The 22,132-nt window shown below is 42.5% G+C and carries 14 protein-coding genes; 7 read left to right on the top strand and 7 right to left on the bottom strand.

The annotated features are described in order from the left end of the window. Positions 1-6: 6 nt before the first annotated feature. The 3 genes from LEPTO7376_RS08795 to LEPTO7376_RS08780 all read left to right on the top strand — a co-directional run bounded on the left by LEPTO7376_RS08795 (position 7) and on the right by LEPTO7376_RS08780 (position 8,994). The gene (locus tag LEPTO7376_RS08795) at positions 7-582 is read left to right on the top strand and encodes a dihydrofolate reductase family protein (protein ID WP_015133853.1); all 576 of its coding nucleotides are present in this window, start codon (positions 7-9) and stop codon (positions 580-582) included. 889 nt (positions 583-1,471) lie between these two features. Continuing rightward, a complete protein-coding gene (locus LEPTO7376_RS08785) occupies positions 1,472-7,444 on the top strand; it encodes an AAA family ATPase (RefSeq protein ID WP_015133851.1) in 5,973 nt (1,990 codons plus the stop codon). Between the two features lie 179 nt (positions 7,445-7,623). Next, on the top strand, positions 7,624-8,994 hold the full coding sequence (locus LEPTO7376_RS08780) for a sensor histidine kinase (protein ID WP_160148424.1): 1,371 nt from the start codon (positions 7,624-7,626) through the stop codon (positions 8,992-8,994). 85 nt (positions 8,995-9,079) lie between these two features. On the opposite strand, the gene LEPTO7376_RS23435 is transcribed toward LEPTO7376_RS08780, so the two are convergent. The 3 genes from LEPTO7376_RS23435 to LEPTO7376_RS08770 form a co-directional block, all read right to left on the bottom strand. Then, a complete protein-coding gene (locus LEPTO7376_RS23435; RefSeq protein ID WP_015133849.1) occupies positions 9,080-13,384 on the bottom strand; it encodes an EAL domain-containing protein in 4,305 nt (1,434 codons plus the stop codon). Positions 13,385-13,976: 592 nt separating this feature from the next. Continuing rightward, entirely contained in the window at positions 13,977-14,207 is a 231-nt protein-coding gene (locus LEPTO7376_RS28305; RefSeq protein ID WP_264309001.1) for a hypothetical protein, read from the bottom strand. A gap of 5 nt (positions 14,208-14,212) precedes the next feature. Next, positions 14,213-14,926, bottom strand: coding sequence for a bile acid:sodium symporter family protein (locus tag LEPTO7376_RS08770; protein WP_264309000.1), 714 nt, complete (start codon positions 14,924-14,926; stop codon positions 14,213-14,215). 168 nt (positions 14,927-15,094) lie between these two features. Between LEPTO7376_RS08770 and LEPTO7376_RS08765 the strand changes: the two genes are divergently transcribed. From LEPTO7376_RS08765 to LEPTO7376_RS08750, 4 genes are all read left to right on the top strand, one after another. Next, positions 15,095-15,448 carry a Spx/MgsR family RNA polymerase-binding regulatory protein gene (locus LEPTO7376_RS08765; RefSeq protein ID WP_015133848.1) on the top strand — a complete coding sequence of 118 codons (354 nt, stop codon included), beginning with the start codon at positions 15,095-15,097 and terminating at the stop codon, positions 15,446-15,448. A gap of 47 nt (positions 15,449-15,495) precedes the next feature. Further along, on the top strand, positions 15,496-15,879 hold the full coding sequence (locus LEPTO7376_RS08760; RefSeq protein WP_015133847.1) for a phosphomannose isomerase type II C-terminal cupin domain: 384 nt from the start codon (positions 15,496-15,498) through the stop codon (positions 15,877-15,879). Positions 15,880-16,064: 185 nt separating this feature from the next. Continuing rightward, positions 16,065-16,712 (top strand): phosphoribosylglycinamide formyltransferase, encoded by a 648-nt coding sequence (gene purN / locus LEPTO7376_RS08755; protein ID WP_015133846.1) that lies wholly within the window; start codon positions 16,065-16,067, stop codon positions 16,710-16,712. A gap of 42 nt (positions 16,713-16,754) precedes the next feature. Further along, positions 16,755-17,432, top strand: a complete 678-nt coding sequence (locus LEPTO7376_RS08750) for an N-acetylmannosamine-6-phosphate 2-epimerase (protein ID WP_015133845.1) — start codon at positions 16,755-16,757, stop codon at positions 17,430-17,432. Positions 17,433-17,469: 37 nt separating this feature from the next. Here the strand turns inward: LEPTO7376_RS08750 and LEPTO7376_RS08745 are convergent, their stop codons facing one another. The 4 genes from LEPTO7376_RS08745 to gpmI all read right to left on the bottom strand — a co-directional run bounded on the left by LEPTO7376_RS08745 (position 17,470) and on the right by gpmI (position 22,053). Continuing rightward, entirely contained in the window at positions 17,470-19,197 is a 1,728-nt protein-coding gene (locus tag LEPTO7376_RS08745; protein WP_015133844.1) for a hypothetical protein, read from the bottom strand. Between the two features lie 158 nt (positions 19,198-19,355). Then, positions 19,356-20,129: a matrixin family metalloprotease gene (locus LEPTO7376_RS08740; RefSeq protein WP_015133843.1), complete on the bottom strand. Its 774-nt coding sequence runs from the start codon at positions 20,127-20,129 to the stop codon at positions 19,356-19,358. A gap of 26 nt (positions 20,130-20,155) precedes the next feature. Then, positions 20,156-20,419: a preprotein translocase subunit SecG gene (gene secG, locus LEPTO7376_RS08735; protein ID WP_015133842.1), complete on the bottom strand. Its 264-nt coding sequence runs from the start codon at positions 20,417-20,419 to the stop codon at positions 20,156-20,158. 56 nt (positions 20,420-20,475) lie between these two features. Continuing rightward, positions 20,476-22,053, bottom strand: coding sequence for a 2,3-bisphosphoglycerate-independent phosphoglycerate mutase (gpmI, locus tag LEPTO7376_RS08730; protein ID WP_015133841.1), 1,578 nt, complete (start codon positions 22,051-22,053; stop codon positions 20,476-20,478). Positions 22,054-22,132 lie beyond the last annotated feature (79 nt).

Raw genomic sequence — 22,132 nt, 5'->3', positions numbered from 1 at the left:
AGAGAAGTGCGAATACTTTCGTATTTTGTAGCCTGTAGCGTTGATGGATTTATTGCACACACTGACGGTTCACATGGTGGCTTTTCCCAAGATGTTGAATATTTCACAGAATTATTTGCGTCTTTTCCTGAAACTGTTCCATCTCATCTACGAGACTTAATGGGTATTCAGGCCAAAAACAAACAGTTTGATATTGTTCTTATGGGCCGCAAAACTTATGAGGTCGGTTTACAAGATGGCATCACAAGTCCTTACTCACATATGAAACAATATCTCTTTTCACAGAGTATGCAGCAAAGCCCAGACAAAAATGTTGAGCTGATTTCAGAAAACGCGATCGAATTTATAAAAAACCTAAAAAATCAATCAGGTCAAGGAATTTGGCTTTGTGGCGGCGGAAATTTAGCTACTACACTTTTCTCTAACCACTTAATTGATCAGCTTATTTTGAAAGTAAATCCTTTTTTGATGGGATCAGGTATTCCACTTTTCTCTGGAATGATTCAACAAACAGCTTTAGAGCTGACCGATCGCAAAATTTACGATAATGGAGTTGTTTTGCTTGATTACAAAGTGATCTAAGAAAATGTTTATAGTGGGCTACTGATTCATCGATAGATACATAGCCTTAAGATTTTAATTAAACAGTCAAAATACAAAATTAGTTTTTTAGATTAAGAGGATGTCTGAAAAGGGTCTGACCGTAACTTTTGTCGAAATGAGTTGCACGTAAAAATAAGTACTTCAGGCGATCAACCTGGCGGAATTTACGCAGTATTTATCGAACATAAAGACTTTTCAGACATCCTCTTAACTTGAAATGCCAATCTTTAAATTGTTCAGAAGAATTGGGCTTAAGCTTGATCAAGCCTGCGGTGATTTCCATCCTGTTTCCCTGAATAGTTACAAGTATTGCACTTACGCTAAATTAACATCTGAGTTTTTTAGATATAAAGTTAATGATTTTTATCAAAATGTGTCAAAAATCAAGGCTATTTGGCCTCTGCTATTACTGAAATATATTGTTTATATTTTGTCTGCAAATGCTCTTTTGATACTGAGTATTTCAAGCTTTTTATTTTTCGAGGTTGAATAAAATAGAATTAAGCAGCCATAGCCTTTTGCAACATCATGCAAGATTGACAGATTTATCTCTTGCTCGCTAATCATTTCTAGAAATCAAATATAACTGAGTAATATCATCCTGTCCTGCTGTGATTGGGGTGGTATTACTTTTCAGTAGCGATCGCTGAGATATTACAATCTAAACCTCATATTGAATTGCTTGTATTTTCTAGGCCAAAAAATTTGCAGTAACTTCACGTATATACCGGGATGAGATCTTGTATTCTGCGAGATATCCTAGTGATGCGGCTTGAGCGTGCCGAAGTTGAATCGTGAGCCAAATTAACCTTGGGATCGCATCTCATTAAACTACGCAAAAAAACGACCTGATCTCAAAATCCCGCAGATGACTAGCGTTTTCAACCAAGCTATAACCCAAAAATTACCCGGCTATACCTTCGTTAAAACGATTTATCGAGGTACTCGGACGACTGTATATAAAGCCGTGGCTGATGGAACTCAGCAGCCTGTCGCCATTAAGGTGCTTTCTCATGAGTATCCAAGTTTTGCAGAATTAGTCCAGTTTCGGAACCAATACACTATTACCAAAAATTTGCCAGTTGCAGGCATTGTCCAATCTCTTAGCCTGGAACCCTATGGTTATGGCTATGGGCTGGTGATGGAGGATGTGGGGAGTATTTCTCTCTCGCAATATGCTGAGCAGCAAATTTTGAGTTTGGCAGAAATTCTTGAAATTGCTATTCAGCTGGCCGATATTCTCCATGACTTACATCAGCACCGAGTCATTCATAAAGACATTAAACTCGCCAATATTCTGATCCATCCTGACTCGAAGCAGGTCAAACTGATTGACTTTAGTATCGCATCGTTATTACCGAAAGAAACCCAAACAATCCAAAGTCCCCGAAGCATCGAGGGGACATTAGCGTATCTTGCCCCTGAGCAAACGGGTCGTATGAACCGTGCCATTGACTATCGCACGGATTTTTATTCTTTGGGGGTTAGCCTCTATCAATTACTGACGGGTCAATTACCGTTCGCCAGTGATGATCCGCTTGAGTTGATTCATTGCCATATGACTCAGTTGCCCAAGGCTGTGGATCAGGTTCGGTCTGAGATTCCGTCGATGATAGCAGCCGTTGTGGCGAAGCTGATGGGGAAGAATGCAGAGGACCGGTATCAAAGTGCTTCTGGCCTTAAATATGATCTCGAAAACTGTCTCATGCAATGGCGATCGCAGCAGGAAATTACAGTGTTTGATTTAGGGCAACGGGATTTAGGCGATCGCTTCTTAATTCCCGAAAAGCTTTATGGGCGAGCACCAGAAGTGCAAACACTGCTAGATGCTTTTGAAGAAGTTGCTCAAGGTGTCTCGAAACTGATGCTGGTGGCTGGATTTTCGGGGATTGGTAAAACTGCCGTGATTAACGAAGCACATAAGCCCATCGTGCGGCAGCGAGGCTATTTTATTCAGGGTAAGTTCGATCAATTCAATCGCAATATTCCGTTTAGTGCTTTTGTGCAAGCTTTTCGGAGTTTGGTGAATCAACTGTTGAGTGGCTCAGATCGTGAGCTAGAGCAATGGAAAACTAAAATCCTTGCTACGGTGGGTGAAGGTGGACAGGTTTTAATTGATGTGATTCCTGAACTGGAATTAATTATTGGTGCTCAACCCACGATTCCTGAACTGGCAGGGAATGCGGCGCAGAATCGTTTTAATCTCCTTTTCCAAAAATTTATCGCTGTTTTCACCACACCAGAGCATCCTTTAGTTATTTTTCTCGATGATTTGCAGTGGGCCGATTTTGCCTCTTTGGGCTTACTCAAATTACTGATGACAGAGCCGGCAATGGGTTGTCTACTCGTATTAGGAGCGTATCGAGATAACGAGGTTTTTCCAGCTCATCCGTTGATGTTGGCATTGGATGATATTAAGTACTTTCAACCGAATATTCATACGCTGACTTTAAATCCTCTGGCGCCAGAGCATATTAATCATTTGGTCTCGGATACGCTGCAATGTTCGAGCAAATTGGCGACACCTTTGGCAGAACTCATTTATCAGAAAACTCAAGGGAATCCTTTTTTCTCGACCCAATTTTTGCAAGGTCTACACGATGAAAATCTGATCACCTTTGATATGACGGCGAGGTATTGGCAGTGTGACCTCGCGAAAATTCAACAGTTTGCCCTCACAGATGATGTGGTGGAGTTTGTGGTGCGGCGCTTGCAGAAATTGGCTCCGGCAACGCAAGAGATTTTAAAAGTTGCGGCTTGTATCGGTAATCAGTTTGATTTGGAGACGCTAGCAATTGTCTGCGATCGCCCTCCCAATGATGTGGCCGTGGATTTGTGGCGATCGCTCCAGGAAGGGTTGATCCTTCCCGAAAACGAAAATTATAAGTTTTTCCAACAGGATGAACAGCCTCCTGCCAATAGTCTGATAGTGGCATCTTCCCCAGAAACTGCGGTTCGCTATCGCTTTCTGCACGACCGAGTACAACAGGCTGCCTATTCGATGATTCCGGATGACGAGAGAGCAACAACCCATTATCAGATTGGGAAATTGCTCCTCGAAAAAATTCCAGCCACGACCCATGGCGATCGCATTTTTGAGTTAGTTGGACAATTAAACCAAGGAATCCCACTAATCACTGAGCAAGCAAAACGCGATGAACTTGCCCGTTTGAACTTGATTGCTTGTGAACGTGCTAGGGCTTCCACTGCCTATTCATCTGGTCGAGAATATGCCCGTATCGGATTAGCGCTATTGGGAGATTTAGCTTGGCAACGGCACTATGACATTAGTCTTAAACTGAATCAGCTGGCGGCTGAGTTGGCATCTCTGGGTGGCGATGTTGAAGCTATGGAAAGTCATTTTCAGGTTGTCGTTGCGAAAGCGCAGTTGCTATCTGATCAAGTCAGTGTGTATCTCACAAAAATTCAGGCACTAATGGCTCAAGGGCAAGCGGCTCAAGCCTTGGCTACGGGTGTCTATCTCCTGGAACAGTTGGAGGTGACATTTCCTGAGGAACCCACGCCTGATGATACGCAACAGGCGATCGCCGATATTAAAGCCTTATTGGGTGAGCGGGAAATCGATGAGTTGATTCATCTACCGACCATGACTGTCCCTGAAACTAAAGCGATTGTTGAACTGGCCAATAGCCTTTTATCAGCAGCTTATGGTTGTGGTTCACCGCTATATCCGTTACTGGTGGCTCTTGCTGTAAAATGCTCGATTCAGCATGGGAATACTACAACATCCGCTGCAATTTACGCATCCTATGGTTTGATTTCTTGTAACTTATTGCAGGATGTGGCGACGGGTGTAAAATTTGGCGAACTGGCTCGACAACTGATGGGCAAACCTGAAGCGAAGGCTGTTGAATCACAAATTTTACTGCTGCTTGGGTCTTTTATTGTCCTGCGTAATGCGCCATTGACGATAACGCTGCCTCTCCTCAAAGACGGGTATACCAAGGGTTTAGAGCTTGGAAATCAGGAGATGGCTGGCTATAACGCTTATATTTTCTGTGTCAATTCATTTTGGAGCGGCCAACCCCTCACCAATGTTGAACAAGATGTGCGAGCTTATTGCGACGTTCTGCTTCAGATGAACCAAAGCTCATCGGCAATCTGGTCGCAGCTTTGTTGGCAAACCATGTTGAATTTGATGGGCGAAGGGGAAGAACCGACAATTCTTTCGGGTGAAGTCATTCAAGAAACAAAGTTTCTTGCACAACTTGCTGCTAGCAAGAATTTACTGACTTCGTGCTTGTTCTCGATTTATAAAATGATGCTGTGCTATCTCTTTGCAGATATTGAGATTGCACAGGACTATGCCGCGCAGGCAAGGCAATGTTCAAGTTTTGTCACTGGTCTGATTGTTGAGCCAGCCTTCTATTTTTATGATTCGCTCATCGCTTTGGCTTTAGTCTCAGATGAAGAGTTAAATAACGCCTCAAAGTCTTTACCGGAAGCCTTAAGTCGCGTGGGCCAAAATCAAGTGCAACTGCAGCGATATTGGGCTAAACATGCCCCCATGAATTATCAACATAAAGTTGATTTAGTGACAGCAGAGAAAAGCCGTATTTTAGGACAAAAAGCAGAAGCGATTGACCATTATGATTTGGCGATCGCCGGTGCGAAGACGAATGGTTTTACCCAAGAAGAAGCCCTTGCGAATGAATTGGCTGCAAAATTTTATCTGGGCTGGGGGAAAGAGAAAATCGCTGCCAGCTATATGCAAGATGCCTATTATTGTTACTCGCGCTGGGGGGCAAGGGCAAAGATCTCGGAGTTGGAAACGCACTATTCGAATCTTTTACGACCTGTAATTGACTCATCTACAACCTTAGGAGACGTGCTCACTCCTTTGACCACACTGCCTGGGCAAACAGACTCGATTTATACGACTATCCATCAGAATTTTAATAGTCCCAGCTTTAATCAAACTCTTGATCTCGTCAGCATTCTGAAAGCTTCCCAAGTCTTGGCCGGTACTATTCAACTGGATGAATTGTTACGCTATCTAACCCAAATTATTTTGCAAAACTCTGGTGCTGATCGTTGTGCTTTGGTCTTGCTCGATGAAACAGAAGAGTCGCAGGTTCGGGCGATCGCCACGAAAGAAGAAACCTATCTTTGCTCAGACCCACTAACCAATAATCCAGATGTGCCTGTCAAACTGATTCAGTATGTCAAAAATACCCAGGAAGTTGTTCTCCTTGAGAATCTACAAACTGACTTACCAGTAATTGGAGACTATCTCAGTCAGCATCAACCCAAAAATGCCTTATGTTTGCCAGTGCTCAACCAAGGTCAACTTATTGGCGTTTTATATCTCAACAATAATTACACCAGTGGTGTGTTTACAGAAGAACGTATCTTAATCCTGAATTTTCTCTGTACCCAGGCTGCGATTTCTATTCAAAATTCTTTACTCTACAAAGAATTAGAGCAAGCGCTCCAATGTGCCCAACAAACATCCCAAGAACTCGAAGAAACCGTTGCACTTTCCCAAGGTCAGCAGCGAATTTTGGCACTTATTGCCCAAGGTTTATCTTTAGCAGAAATTTTAGATGAAATAGCTTTATATATTGAAAGCCAGAGTCCTCATCCTGCCTATTGCTCGTTTTTATTGCTCAATGCCGAAGGTCGTTTGCGTCATGGTGCTGGCCCAAGCTTACCTCCTGAATACAACAAAATAATTGATGGTCTGGCGATTGGGCCAAAGGTTGGCTCCTGCGGTACTGCTGCCTATTTCAAAGCTTCTGTCACGGTGACAGATATTGCTACAGATCCGTTGTGGGTTGATTTTGTTCAACTAGCCTTAGATTTTGGGTTGCGAGCTTGTGCTTCGACACCAATCTTGGGATCTGAGGGTCAAGTGTTAGCCACTCTGGCCATGTATCAGCCTGAACCTAGCCAATTTACACAGCATGATCGCCAATTAACGGAAGTTGCAACCTATCTGGCACGCATTGCAATTGAACGTCATCAAGCAGATTTAGAGCTACAGCAACTTAATCTGCAAATTATTCAAGGGGAAAAAATGGCGTCGCTAGGTAATCTAGTCGCTGGTGTTGCCCATGAGGTCAATAATCCCGTTGGATTTCTGAATGGGAGCGTCAATAATGTCAAAGAGTATATGCAGGATTTGTTTGAATATTTAGAGCTTTATCATGCGCAACATCCACCGAATGCTGCAGTCAAAAAAGAGGCCGAAGATATTGATCTTGATTTTCTTTTAGAAGACTTTCCAAAGCTCCTTAATTCCATGGTCAATGCCGCAAATCGTATTATGGATATTAGTACAAGTTTGCGGACATTTTCCCGTGCGGATAAGAAATATAAGATCAGCGCGAATTTGCATGAAGGGTTAAATAGTACGTTATTAATTCTCAAGTATCGTCTGAAGGCAAATGACGATCGCCCTGAGATTAAAGTGGTGAAACATTACGGTGATTTGCCAGAGATTAAATGTTTTCCTGGACAGATCAATCAGGTTTTCATGAATCTTTTGGCGAATGCGATTGATATGTTTGACGAAGTTACTCAAGAAAAAGCATCTGAAATGGTCGAAAAAGATACTCCGGTGATCACTATTCAAACTTCTTATTTGGCTGAAGAAAACATTGTCGAAATTCGGATTTCTGATAATGGTAAAGGCATGCCAGAAATTGTTCAATCTCGGATATTTGACCATTTGTTCACCACGAAAGGAGTCGGTAAAGGGACTGGACTCGGATTGGCGATCGCCCATCAAATTATCACTGAAAAACATGAGGGGAAAATTGAGGTGCGCTCTAAATTAGGAGAAGGCACTGAATTTAAAATTTATTTAAGCTGTTGATGATTGAAACTTTAAATAAATCGAAAATAATCTTGCTTAAAAAAATGCTGTGTTTGGAATCAAATTAAACTATTCATAAAATATTCATGGAAGTCTCAAATAACCTCACCAATTTAGCGGAAGAAACTCAATCGAGAATCTTTGAACAACGCCATTGGGAAGCAGACCTTAAATTGATTGTGGAAGGACTTGCCTCTCAAATTGGGGAGGAATTCTTCCGTGTTTGTGTCCATTACTTAGCAGAACTTCTTCAAGTTCAATATGCATTTATTGCTAAATTTATTGATGGTGAAGAGCCAAAAGCTCAAGTGTTAGCTTTTTGGGCAGGAGAGGATTTCGGACCGAATTTCGACTATGTCCTGTCAGGAACTCCTTGTGGTATCGCCATTGAGAAAGGACTGCAAATTTACGATAGTGGGATTCAGGAAAAATTCCCAGAAGATGAAGACTTAGTAACAATGGGAGCAGAAAGTTACCTAGGAATCGCTATTTGTAACAGTCACGGGAAAATACTTGGTCATATTGCAGCTTTGCATACTCAACCTTTGACTCGCAGCTATGAGGAACAGGAAGCTATTCTGAAAATTTTTGCTGCTCGTTCAGCTGCCGAGATAGAACGGCAGAATACTGAGCAAAAGCTTAAACAGCAGAATCAGCGATTAGAAGAAACACTCATGGAGTTAAAGCAGACTCAAGCCCAACTGATTCAAGCTGAAAAAATGTCGAGCTTAGGGCATATGATTGCTGGCATTTCCCATGAAATTAATAATCCTATTAGCTTTATTTGTGGGAATCTAGAACATGCCAATCAATATTATGATGACTTACTAAAAATCATTCAATTATATCAACAAGAATATCCTCAACCGAGTACCGTTATTCAAGAGGAACTTGAATCGCTAGATTTTGATTTTATCCAGATAGATATAAAAAAATTACTCCAGTCTATGCAGATTGGTTCTCAGCGAATTAGTAAGATTGTTGAATCTTGTCGCAATTTCTCACGCCTAAATGAAGCCACTTTTAAGGTTGTGGATATTCATGAAGGTTTAGAGTCTGCATTGATGATTGTGCAAAGCCGTATCCACTCTAGTGACCAAAATTTTGAGATCAATATCGTCAAAAGTTATGGAGAATTGCCTCGTATTTTTTGTTCTCCTGGACAACTTAACCAAGTCTTTTTAAATCTTCTTAATAATGCAATTGATGCTTTAGAGGAGGCACACCAAAAGCGAAATCAAGAGGGAGTTCTTGAACCGCATCATACACTTCAAATTCAGACTACTCTCACTTTAGAAAACCAGGTTGTTATTTCAATAGCAGATAATGGCATAGGAATTCCCAACGAGATTCAAGATAAAATTTTTGATCCTTTTTTCACAACTAAACCTACAGGGAAAGGTCGCGGATTAGGGTTGTCTGTGAGCTATCAGATTATTACTGATATACATGGTGGTACATTGAATTGTTATTCTTCTGTTGGAGGGAGGACAGAATTTGTGGTGACCCTACCCATACGATTGAATGCTGACAATACTGCAAAAATCTAAATGTTATTTGTTGAGCTCATAGTAAAGAAATAGGCAGAGTATAATTGGGCGATCGCCCACCAGATTATTGTTGATATAGCTCTGATCAAGACAATTGGTGAGTTGGGAAACTTGTTTTCTGGAAAAACTGAGCTTCAATTTCTGCCGCTGGTAGTGGCTTGGAAAATAAATATCCTTGACCAAACTGACAGCCTAGTTGTTTAAGATGTTCTAGCTGTGGTGTAGTTTCAATACCTTCTGCCACTGTTCTTAAGCCGAGTTGATTGCTTAAAGTTAAGACCGTGTCAACAACTTTGGAATTACGGCTTTCCAGCTCCATTTTACTAACAAAAGATTTGTCGATTTTGAGATTGTTTACAGGTAAGCGATGCAGATAATTTAGAGAGGAATAACCCGTACCAAAGTCATCAATACTAATTTGAATCTGCCTAGCTGTGAGCTGATTTAATAAGTCAATGGTTTGATCAATATCTGTGATCAGCATACTTTCGGTGATTTCTAGGGTAATTGCTTTTCCTGGTAAACCCGTCGTATTGAGAATATAGTCAATATCCTGAATTAGCGTGGTTTGACGTAGATCTTGGGCAGATAAATTAATACTAATTTTTAGGGAAGAGTATTGGGGAAATTGAGTATGCCAACGTTTAAGTTGTTTGCATGATTGTTCAAATACCCAACGATCAAGTCTGATAATAAACCCGATTTCTTCGGCGATGGGGATAAATTCGATGGGAGAAATTAAGCCTCGTTCTGGATGTTGCCAACGCACTAATGCTTCAAAACCCATCAACTCATGGTGACGCAAATCAATAATAGGCTGGTAATAAACGATGAATTCTTCTTGCTCGATGGCTTTGCGGAGATCTGCTTCTAGGGTTAAACGCTTAAGAGCTTGAGTATGCATGATGGCATCGAAGAATTTGTAGGAATTATTTCCTTCCGCTTTTGCTCGATACATTGCAATGTCTGCATCACGGATGAGCTCGCCTGCTTGTTGATATTCTGGCTTGCCTAATGCAATACCGATACTAATACTGGTAAAAATTTGATGCTCATTAATAGTGAGTGGTGTTTGACAATCGACGAGAATTCGTTCCGCAATATGAATAACATCATCTGTATGGTTGAAGTTTTCCAACAAAATCAAAAATTCGTCGCCACCTAAGCGTGCAACTAAGTCCGTTTCTCGTAAATGTTTTGTTAGTCTTTGGGCGATCGCCATGAGGAGTTTATCACCGACGATATGGCCCAGACTATCGTTAATTACTTTAAAGCGATCGAGATCTAGGAATAGAACTGCATAATTATGGTTTTCTATTCGTTTTGCTCGGTGAATGGCGAGATCTAACCGCTCTAGAAGCAGGGTGCGATTAGGGAGATTTGTCAGCGGATCATGTAAGGCATTGTGGGTGATTTGCGATTGGGCTTTTTTGAGATCGCTGATATCACGACACACTGAAATTAATAAATCGTTTTCGGTGAGGGTTAATGATAATCCTTGTGCAAAGGTCGAACCGTCTTTTCTGATGGCGATCGCCTCCCCTTGCCAGGCCCGCTTTTGTTTCAGTAATGGGAAGACTTGTTCCTTTAAACGTTTTGCCTCATCCTCGGAATACAATACTTGCCAACCTTTACCGAGAAGCTCATTTTGATGGCTATACCCAAAGAGATTTAAATAAGCCTGATTTACATAGAGATATGCATCATTTTGTAAGAGTCCGATGCCATCAATAGCCGCTTCCATCGCAGCCAATTGACGATTAATCGCTGTTTCAGAGTGTTGTCTTTCTAAATCAGCTGCTGCCCTAGTCGCAAAGACACTTAAAATCTGTTCAGTGTAGTGAGGATTGGACATTTCTTGCTGATTGAGGACGCATAATTCTCCAATAATTTCTCCCTTCGTATTTTTCAAAGCAATCCCCAGATAGCTCTCTGCATTCATCTCGACCAAATCAATATCTTCGGGGAAATGTTCTTGTACAGAATGTTCACAGCAATATGTACCCATTGCCAAAGTACGTTCGCAGGGTGTTTTGACGGGGTCATAGGCTAAATTGTCTTGTAGCTCACCATTGGCCCAAAATGCCAAAGTCTGAAGCTTACTATCCGTCCATTCAGAGATGATGGCATAGGACACGGGGAGTGATTCCGCTATATGCTTCGCCAAGGCCGAAAAAAATTCAGGGCCAGTGGAAGCCGAAGTACCTGCAATTAAATTTTGTAGAGAAGCTTCTACTCGCTGACGTTCTAGTTCAGCAGAAGCGCGAGCCGCAAATATTCGCAGGATCTGTTCTGCTCGATCGGGGTCAACGATAAGCTCGCGCGAGAAAATGCAAAGCGTTCCAAATGACTGACCTTGATGATCCCGCAGAGCAACCCCCATATAACTTTCCACACCCATTGGAGCTAGGTTTGGGTTGTCAGGAAAGCAATCGATCACATCACGCTCACAATGGTATATCCCCTCATGGAGGGCGATCGCACAGGTTGTCCCTGCAATATCAACTGTGGCATTCGGCAAATATTGGCCATCACCCCAAGCTGCAACAAAATAAAGTTGATTCCCTTCAACGGCTTTAGTCACAAAAACATGGGAGGCCTGTAGCGCTTCACCGATGTGACGTACTAGAGCAGGGAAAAAGTCTTGACCCGTTAAAGCTGCCGTACCTGCAATAAGATTTTGTAACGCGATTTCTGCTTTTTTGCGATCGCTGACGTCACGACTCACTTGAATTTGTAGGCCATCTTCTGTGACTGTCCATGACACTTCTTCTGTAAAAGTAGACCCATCTTTTCGAGTCGCGATTAGTTCTCCTTGCCAGACGTTTGCCTGTTTTAGAACAGGTAATATCTCTTGTTCAATGCGTTGTACTTCAGCTTCTGAATGGAGCATTCTCCAGGGCTGACCGACTAATTCTGTGGAATGCTTATAGCCAAATAGGTCTAAGTGAGCCTGATTGACGTGAAGATAAGTGCCGTCTTTTAAAATACTGACACCATCGACTGCAGCTTCCATGGCCGCCGATTGTTGTTTAATGATTGCTTCTGCCTGCTGTCTTTCTAATTCTGCAGCGGCACGGGCAGCAAAGACTTGCAAAATTTGTTTTGCCCAGCTTGGGTTAGGGAGCCGCTGCTGATGCATGATATACAGATGACCAATGGCTTTGCCTTGGGTATTGATAAGGGCAACGCCAAGGTAGCTTTCTACTGACAGATCTACTAGATCTTGATCGCGAGGAAAACGTTGCTGGACATTGTGACTACAGTAAAATTCATTCTCTTGAAAGACATGTTCACAAGGGGTATGGGCTAATGCATAGGTGTAAGGAGACAGCAACTGCCCATTCGCTAAAAATGCCAGTGTAGTAAGTTGATCGTCAATTTTTTCTGTGATGATGGCATGGGAAACATGAAGCGCTTCAGCAATATGTTGCACGAGGGCAGGAAAAAAGGCTTCGCCTGTTGCTGCTGTTCCAGACACTAAATTTTGTAATGCTAATTCTGATTTTTTCCGTTCTGTAATATCAATTGCAATACCAAATAATTTCTGAACTTGACCGTTGGCATCAAGCTCTACATCCGCCCGACATTCGTGATAACTGATACTGCCATCCGAGTGTTGGGCACTGTACTCAATGTTGTAAGGTTTACCTTCTGCAATGGCTTGTTCCACACATTGTTGTAAACGTTGAGCTGCATCGACTGGCAAGAGCTCCATAAACTCCGCAAAAGAAGGACTCCCTTTTGTTGGTTCTAAACCATACATGCGGAACATTTCGGGTGACCATGTAATTGTCTGACTGGCTAAATCAAAGGTCCAGTGGCCAACATGGGCAACTTTTTGGGTTCTGAGGAGCATTTGTTCGCTTTGTCGCCGCTGCTCCTCTACTTGCTGGCGTTCAATCGCCATACTGCCAATATTGGCGATTTGGGTAATGGCTTCTAAGTCATGATCTTGTGGCGATCGCCTCGCTTGATGATGGATCGCAACGACACCGAGCACTTTATCTCCACTACCGTAAATTGGGATAAACCAACCTGCTTTTAAGCCATGGTTTAGTACTAGCTCTTGGTATTCCTGCGTCAAAGATGTTGTTGTGGTATCAGGAAAGATGAATGCTTGACGCCTTAAAATCGCCAAAACATAAGGGGTCGTCTGATCATTGAGCGAAATAGTTTTTAGGTATTGTTGATATTGCTTCGGTAAATTTGGAGCTGTGACGTGATAAATATCGTGGTTGTAATTAACTAGTAAAATTGAACATAAAGCCCCATTAATACTTTGCTCAACTGCCTCAACTAAAGCGTGAAGAACACCGAAAAAAGAATCACTTTTGGAAAGTTTCGTGAGTAGTTTACTTTGGACTTTTAGCTGGGATTCAGCAAACATCTGATTACTCATATTGGTCAGTCTGAATATGCCGTCAATCTAGCTAATTTGATATTTTCAAAACACATAATGAAGGATGTTTAAGCCCTTTTTTAGATATCACCAAATCAACACAAATCAGAGAGATTAATACTTCCATACTGTCTGATTTTTTGCGTATATATTGTCAATCTTAGCTTTGTCTATCTATTGAAAATAAAGTTGTTTTCTAAACACACCACGGAAAAACAGAACAATAATTTATTTGTTTTCTTGATTAAGAGTGTAACTTTTTTTTGCTGTAAAAGCTACCGTGAATCTGCTGTATAAGCTTAATTTATATAGCTAATAATCTCAGCAAAATGGCGTATCTTTAGCTGGTAATATCTCACACAAATAGATAAGAGTTTAGTCGCTACATCAGCAAAATGGCGTATTTCTTGAGAGTGATTTATGCAGTGATTATGAACTGAAATATTATCTAGAAATATCAATAAATCTAATTCTAAGTGTGCTAGATGGATCCTCGTCTCTAGGGTAGAGAAAGATGTCTTGTGATTTTCATAAATCTTGCTAGCAAATTAAAAGGCGATCGCCCTTTGTTTATTGTTGATTATGAATATTTTTTTAACTGAGTTTTCTTTGCATCCCGCTGCCATAGTGCTGCGACAAAACTGCCAATGAGACAATGGGTCAGGCTAGAGATTGCACTAGGAATAGCCGTGGCTGGATTCGCGAAGTTTCCACGAGCCAAGACCACACCCAATCCCGAATTTTGCATCCCTACTTCAATGGAAATGGTACGAGAAATAATTTTTTTCTTAAACAGTACATGACTGATCACATAGCCTAGTCCGAAGCCCAATAGATGTAATGACCAAACTGCCCCAATAATTGGAATCCAGATTCAATCAGCTTTTCGCGGCTTGCCCCAATGACACTCGCCACAATTAGCGTGATGACTAACACTGCTACTAATGGTGAATAGGGCAAAATTTGTTTCGTTACTTTGGGGAGATAGTGATTTAAAATGACACCCAATGCGACTGGCAATAACACGACTTTCACGGTGCCAAGAAATAAGCCTAAGACGCTTACTTCCAACCTTGAACCAACTAGTAGAGCTGTTAGTGTTGGAGTCATGATGGCAGCTAGCAAGGTTGAAACTGCAGTCATTGTTACTGATAAAGCGACATTTGCACGAGCAAGAAATGAAATAACATTTGATGCTGTTCCCCCTGGACAACAAGCCACTAAAACTAAACCTGCGGCAAGTGGTGTCGGTAACTGAAAGACATAACCCAACGCCCATCCCAACAAAGGCATAATCGTATATTGCAGCAGAACGCCAGTGCCAATCCAGAGGGGATATTTCGAGACTCCTTTAAAATCTTCTAGCTTGAGCGTTAAGCCCATACCCAGCATGATGATGCCTAGACCATAGGTAATCCAGGGGCCTGTAAACCAAGTGAACAGCTCTGGGAAAAACATGGCCAGAATACTTGCACTTAGTACCCATGCAGGGAAGGCATTAGTTAAACGTTGAAGGATTTTTTCGAACACTGATTTATCGTCTAGAAAATTCAAGATGTTTGAATTTTACGAGATAGTCACCCTCAGTTGTCTTCTTCTAGTTTTTTCCTCGTAGTTATGAAGGGAGCACCTGAACTTCTAGAAAATCAAGGATAATTAATTTTTAAATATGGTGATTATTTATCCATTCTAAAAACTATGGCTCTCCAAATTTATGGCATCCCCAACTGCGGTACTTGTAAAAAAGCACTGCTCTGGCTCGATAATAATGATGTTGAATATGAATTCATTAATACCAAAGAGCGATCGCCGACTAAAGAGATGATTGCAGAATGGGTCATCGCTCTCACTGCGCGACCCATGCGTAACACGTCTGGTAAATCCTACCGGGCAATCGGTGAAGAGAAAAAGACTTGGACGGATGAGCAGTGGATTGAAGCATTTGCGAACGATGCAATGCTGCTCAAACGTCCGTTATTTGTAAAAGATGCCAAAGCTGTCCTTGTCGGCTTTCGGGCAAAGGAAGAAGTATTACAAAGTACTTTGCTCTAGGAATGTGCTTTTACAATCAAAAAAAGAGATATTGCGAGAACTGAATCATGACTGCGGAGACTGACACTCAAGCTGCCCCCATTGAAACCCGTAACCCGCCCTGGGGGAAAGTGATTGTCCTCGAAGAAGGCGATCGCTACCGAATTAACCGGATTGAAGTAAAACCAGGACAACATATTAGTACCCAAATGCACTACCATCGCAGCGAACATTGGGTCGTTGTGTCGGGGACAGCTCGGGTAATTTGCAATGACCAAGAAACGATGTTGACCTCGAAGCAATCGACCTATGTCCCGATGAATACTCGCCACCGTGTCGAAAACCCTGGAACCATCGATTTGGTGATGATCGAAATTCAGAATGGTGAGTTTTTGGGTGATGAGGACATTATTCGCTTTGATGATGATGGCAAGATGTTACCGAAAAAATAAGTGAGGATCTTCCGGATCGTTAGGGGTGTTCTAGGTACTAATAATTGGTAGATGCACCCTGATTGATATCCTCGGCTAAATAGTCTCAGCTGAGGATTTTTTTTGCGAATTTTTAGGCAATTGTCTCCGCGATTAGGTTAACCGATATGCTTAGTGGTTGTAAGTTACGGGATTAACTTCGCTTCATGGGTAATGTTGATCGAGATTTTGCCTTAATTTCTCCAAATATTTCATTGGTTGATGTGCCACTTCCTCGCCGAGCTAAGTTGGGCATTTTAGCCTCTGGGAGTGGAAGTAATTATGGGGCGATCGCCGCCGCGATTGAAGCTGGTGAACTAAATGCAGACATTCCCGTTTTGATTTGCAACAAGCCCAGGGCAAAAGTCTTAGAGCGGGCGGCAAAATTTGGTACAAAAACACAGTTACTCAATCACCGGGAATTTGACTCGCGGGAAGCCCTAGATGAAGCAATTTTGGCTTGTTTCCGAGAGCATGGCGTGGAATGGGTGATTATGGCAGGCTGGATGCGGATTGTGACGGATGTTTTGCTGAAGGGTTACGAAAATCGCATTTTAAATATTCATCCCAGTATTTTGCCCAGTTTTAAAGGGATTCGAGCGATTGAACAAGCATTAGCAGCGCAAGTGAAAGTTACTGGTTGTTCAGTTCATTTTGCCAGCCTGGAAGTTGATAGTGGTGAAATTGTGATGCAAGCGGCGGTGCCAATTGCGCCAAATGACACTGCTGAAACCCTCCATGCCAGAATCCAAGCGCAGGAGCATCGGATTTTTCCTACGGCGATCGCCCTTGCAATTCGGGACAGCGAACAGTAAACAAGTAACAGTCATCAGTTATTGCAGGAGAAAATTGTAAAGATGGTTGAGATGCTGGATTCGTTCGCGGGAAAACTTATTATCTCTTGTCAGGCTCCGGCAGATTCTCCGCTCCATCAACCGGAAATGATTGCGGCGATCGCCCAAGCTTGTGTAAATCAAGGCGCCGTTGCCGTCCGAATTGACAGCCCTGCTCATATTAAAGCCGTCCGCAAAGTCTTGCCCGAGATTCCGATTATTGGCCTGTGGAAACGGATGTATACAGGCTCAGATGTTTACATTACGCCGCAACTATCAGATGCTGTGGCGGTTGTTGAAGCAGGGGCAGATATTGTGGCGATCGATGCTACCGCCCGCCCCCGTTATGGTGGGGAAAATTTGGCGGAGATTATTACAGGCATTCAAAAGCAAACTGGCAAATTGGTAATGGCGGATCTCGATGCCTATGACAATGCCGTTTTAGCTGCGAAAGCTGGTGCAGATATCCTCGGCACAACTCTCTATGGCTACACTGGTGAAACAAAAAATCTTACGCCACCAGGCTTCGAGTTACTCGAAAAACTAGCTCAGAATTTCGATTTACCTATCATTTGCGAAGGTGGTATTGGTTCTCCGGAGATGCTCAAAAAAGCATTTGCAGTCGGTGCCGATAGCGTTGTGGTTGGCACGGCTATTACAGGGGTTGACCTCCTCGCTCAAAGATTTCTCCAAGCACTTTAGGCGATCGCCCCTGAAACATTCATGTTTTTGCCAAGCTTTAGTAGCGTTTCCAACGGTTGAGCATTTGTTCACCGATATTAGCGACAGAGCTATTAAGTGCTGCTTTTAATTCAAAATCCTGCATTTGAGCACATTGGGCATCATACTTTCGCTGTAAAGCTTCGCATTGAGCTTTTAACGGTGAAAGCGCGGTGATTTGTTGTTGCAATTGGCGCACAAAATCTTGACTGGTAGAAAGTTGGGTTTTCTGAGCATCATACTTGCTTTGCCAATCTGCGCATTGAGCTTCTAAAGACTCAAAGGTGTCGATTTGTTTCTGTAACTCATTTACCAAATCTTGGCTGACAGTAAGCTGAGTACTGATTTGAGATAGCTCTGCAACTTGTTTTTCTAGAGATGCTTGTTGCTGAGCTGCTGTTTTTAATTGAGCGGTTAAAAGGGTGTTTGCTTTCTCCGAATTATTTAATTGCGCCTCTAACTGCTGTTTTTGGGATGCGATAGTCTCTGATTGTTCGGTTGTCTGTTTTTGTTGTTCTTGAGCCTCCGCTAATTGTTTTTGGAGGCGATCGCCTTGGTCTTGAGCTTTTTCTAATTGAGCTTTGAGCTGATCTAATTGTTCAACTGCTTTTTTCTGCTGAGTAACTTCTTTCGCCAAACTAGAAACGCGAGCATATTGCTCTTCCAATTGTTTCTCCAGAGTCTGATTTTTTTTCTGATTCGCTTGGACTTGAGTTTCCTTCTGATCAAACTCTCGTTGTAGTGCGGCTAAATTCTTATCTTTTGCTGCAATCGCCTCATCGAAATCTGCGGCTTTTGCTTCAGCTTTGTCGACAGCCCCTTGCACGGTAATAATTTCCGCACTCTTTTCCTCTAAATGATTTTGGAGGTTAGATACCTGTTGTTCTAGTTTTGACTTGGCTGACTGTAGTTCCTTCAGAGCTTTTGGTGATATGTCTGCTTTCGCTGACTTACTGGTTTCTACTTCAGCCTGCAACTGTTTGTTTGCCGCTTTTTGAGCTGACAATGAATCTTTCACCTCATTCAAGTCTTGTTTGAGTGTCTGAACCTCGCCTTGACTGCTTGCTAATTGTTTATTTAAACCTGCAATTTCCTTGTCTTTTGCTGCTGATTGTTTTGATAGGTCAGCTTTGGCTGGTTTACTAGCTTTCACTTCAGCCTGCAATTGTTTGTTTTCGGCTTGTTGGGCTGATAGTGAATCTTTCAACTCATTCAAATCTTGTTTGAGTGTCTGTATCTCTCCTTGGCTCGTTTCTAATTGTTTATTTAAACCTGCGATCTCTTTGTCTTTTGCTGCTGATTTTGAGTCTTCTTTTGGTGAAGGTTTAGACTCATTTTTTGAACGACTGGGAGGTTCTTTTAAAGCTGATTTTGATGTCGATTTTGATGTTGATAATGTTTTGATTTGTTCTGCTTGTTCTTCAATCTTGGCTTGGAGATTTTTGATTTCTTTGAGTGAAGAATCATCTATTACTGGCGCTGCTTCTGGAGCTGTCTTTTCCTCATTCTCTAATAAGGCGATCGCCATTTTCTTCGGTTCTGCTGCTTCATCCTCAATAGTGAATGCCAAGCTTTTTTCTGGCTCGATGGGAGCGATCGCCACTTTGCCAGACATAACACTTTCAACGAAAGCAGAGCGGGAATAGCCCGCCTTTTGTGACATCTCTGCAAGGCGTTCACGGGCTTGGGACGACAGGGAAAGAGTTAATGAAGATTTACCTGTGGTCTTACGCTTTTTCTTCGCCATGTTGCTTGCCTCAAAATGATCACGAATCCATAACTATAAAATACGAATCAGGAGCATGTAAAGTCACCAAGCCATTCACAATACTTCACGAAATCCAATACTGATAGTGAGGAATGAAGTCTGAATAAATAATAAAAAAATATGTTGTTTGATGCTGATTAAGGTAGCGACCAACCGAGTTTTGTGGGTTGTTGATAAATTCTTTTTAAAGTATTAATGTCTGCTTCGCTAATGCCATTATCTGTCGATGTTTGGCTCACATACAAAGCATCTTTTGAATTATTGCTATGCCCCCAAATGCCAAGGGCATGGCCAAGCTCATGCCGAGCCGTAATCAGAGTGGCGATCGCCCGTTGGTGGGGACTGAGATAAATAGTCATTTGGTGGCGGACTCGCCGTTGATCGTCGAGATAAAACCGATAGCGAGTTTCTGCGTTACGGCCAAAAGAATAGTCTCGTTCTCCCGTTTCTGGGTTGACTGTTATTTGAATTGGTGGAGGCTCACGCCAAATGATAATATCCGCGTTTTCGGCATCCTCAATCTCTTCGATTGGTAGATAAACAGACCACGCGGCGATCGCCTCTTGCACCGCTTGCTGCCATTTCGTTTGTTGCTGTTGCTGATTTGAGGATAAATTTGAGTCGAGCTTAGAGTAAAAAACGGTGATTGGAAATTCTGACCAAATCAGATGACCAAGTGGTGAAGGTTTAATCTCTGCAAAATAATCTCGTACTTTCTCAGAATTTTGTGGTTGCCATTGCACTAACGTTTCTGGTAGAGGATGAGTTGCTAAAGCTGGTAGAGATTGTGATTGTGTTTGACCAATATAAATAAAACTGGTGCATAAGGCGATCGCCCCACTTAGAAATAACCCCAAGAAAAAACGCCACCAAATCCGGTAGCGTCGCCAAGCATAGCAAAATAGTTGCATATTTTTATTTACGGGAGTTTAGAATATTACTGTCCCGTAACTGGTGCTGCTGTTTCGACAATAGACGTTAACCAGCCTGCACTGAATACGACAGTAATGCTGATGAACGTAATAAATAAGACCCAAGTTGCACGATTTAGTGCCGTCTCTGCACTTTTTGTACTGGTAAACATTTGCGCTTGACCACCGATACCACCAAGGCCATCACCTTTAGGACTGTGGAGGAGAACTAATAAAATTAGGCCGATCGCCGACGCCGTCCAGACGACTTGTAAAACAGTTTCAAGCATAAAAATTACGTCTAAAAATAATATGAATCTCAATATAGATTCTTAGGATAACCGATCTAGCTACGGCTTGAAACCGCGTAGGGAGCTGTGGCAATCAATGATTCACCCGTCATTTCTTGCGGTTGCTCGATACCGAGAATTTCGAGAATTGTCGGTGCCACATCCGCAAGACAGCCATCGGGACGTAATTGAACGTCACCACCATGCCCTGCAATCTTCCGTTTTTCGCCTTCGATCAGCATAAAAGGCACAGGATTTGTTGTGTGAGCTGTCCAAGACTTACCGTTTTCATCAGCCATATATTCCGCATTCCCATGATCAGCGGTGATTAATGCTGTGCCACCAGCCTGATTGATGGTCGTGACGAGGTGTCCGAGGCAATTGTCGACAACTTCAATTGCTTTTTTGGCGGCCTCTAATTTTCCGGTATGGCCGACCATGTCAGGATTCGCATAGTTAATGACGATTAGACTATAAACCCCTTTCTTAACTGCCGCGCAAGCTGCATCCGTTACCGCTTGGGCAGACATCTCTGGCTGTTGGTCATATGTTGCCACTTGAGGACTCGAAATCAGCTCACGATCTTCACCTTCAAATGGGACTTCTAAACCACCATTGAAAAAGTAAGTCACGTGAGGATATTTTTCTGTCTCTGCCGTACGGAATTGCTTCAGGTTATTATCTGCGATCACTTCTCCGAGAATCTTTGTGAGATTTTGGGGAGGGAAGGCGACTGCTACGTCGAGCTTGGCATCATACTGTGTAAAGCTTAAAAAGCTTAAGTCTTGAATTTTCTCGCGCTCAAAACCATCGAACTCATCCTGTACAAAAGCATAGGATAGTTGACGGGCACGGTCAGGACGGAAGTTATAGAAGATGATGCCATCGCCCACTTCTATTGCACTTTCTGTCAGACGTACTGGCGGAATAAATTCGTCAGTAATATCCTCATCGTAATGAGACTGTAGAATTTCGGCGAATGAGCGTTTCTCAATTTCACCAATACCAGTCATCACATCATAGGAGCGCTTTACCCGATCCCAGCGGCGATCGCGATCCATCGCGAAGTAACGACCGCTTATTGTTGAGATTTCTCCAACGCCAAATTTGTCGATATGCTCTTGAATTTGAGTTAAATAATTAAGACCTTCGGTAGTATTTGTATCGCGACCATCGGTAATTGCATGGATGCAGACGTCACTAATGCCATTAACCTTAGCCAGATCTAATAGACCAAGTAGATGTTTAATGTGGGAATGTACGCCACCATCAGAACATAGACCAATCAGGTGAAGCTTTTTTCCCTTGTCGCGGACTGCTTGGCAAACATTGACGAGGGTTTGGTTGTGGAGAAAAGATCCGTCTTCAATAGCATCAGAAATACGAACAAGTTCTTGGGGGACAACTCTTCCTGCCCCTAGATTCAAGTGACCAACCTCTGAATTGCCCATTTGCCCATTTGGCAGTCCGACTCGCTTCCCAGAGGTGTGGATCAGCGTGGAGGGATATACATCGAAAAAAGTATTTACATTCGGAGTTTCCGCTGCGGCAATGGCATTCGCATTTGTTTCCTTGCGATAGCCCCAGCCATCTAGAATTACGAGCACCACTGGGGATACAGGTGCATGCGCCATGATGAAATCTTTCCTTTTTTGGGTGGGTACGAAAGAATGCAAATTGATAATAGCATTTTCTGTAATTTACGCTATCTTT

The organism is [Leptolyngbya] sp. PCC 7376, assembly GCF_000316605.1.
Lineage (GTDB): Bacteria > Cyanobacteriota > Cyanobacteriia > Cyanobacteriales > MRBY01 > MRBY01.
Note: the sequence above shows the minus strand (reverse complement) of the source record. Positions and strands in the feature narration are given on the sequence as shown.

Excerpts from the sequence above, each read along its gene's own strand:
- LEPTO7376_RS08785 (WP_015133851.1), top strand. The coding sequence starts at position 1,472 with ATGACTAGCGTTTTCAACCAAGCTATAACCCAAAAATTACCCGGCTAT.
- LEPTO7376_RS23435 (WP_015133849.1), bottom strand. The coding sequence starts at position 13,384 with ATGTTTGCTGAATCCCAGCTAAAAGTCCAAAGTAAACTACTCACGAAA.
- LEPTO7376_RS08765 (WP_015133848.1), top strand. The coding sequence starts at position 15,095 with ATGGCTCTCCAAATTTATGGCATCCCCAACTGCGGTACTTGTAAAAAA.
- LEPTO7376_RS08760 (WP_015133847.1), top strand. The coding sequence starts at position 15,496 with ATGACTGCGGAGACTGACACTCAAGCTGCCCCCATTGAAACCCGTAAC.
- purN (WP_015133846.1), top strand. The coding sequence starts at position 16,065 with ATGGGTAATGTTGATCGAGATTTTGCCTTAATTTCTCCAAATATTTCA.
- LEPTO7376_RS08750 (WP_015133845.1), top strand. The coding sequence starts at position 16,755 with ATGGTTGAGATGCTGGATTCGTTCGCGGGAAAACTTATTATCTCTTGT.
- LEPTO7376_RS08745 (WP_015133844.1), bottom strand. The coding sequence starts at position 19,197 with ATGGCGAAGAAAAAGCGTAAGACCACAGGTAAATCTTCATTAACTCTT.
- LEPTO7376_RS08740 (WP_015133843.1), bottom strand. The coding sequence starts at position 20,129 with ATGCAACTATTTTGCTATGCTTGGCGACGCTACCGGATTTGGTGGCGT.
- secG (WP_015133842.1), bottom strand. The coding sequence starts at position 20,419 with ATGCTTGAAACTGTTTTACAAGTCGTCTGGACGGCGTCGGCGATCGGC.
- gpmI (WP_015133841.1), bottom strand. The coding sequence starts at position 22,053 with ATGGCGCATGCACCTGTATCCCCAGTGGTGCTCGTAATTCTAGATGGC.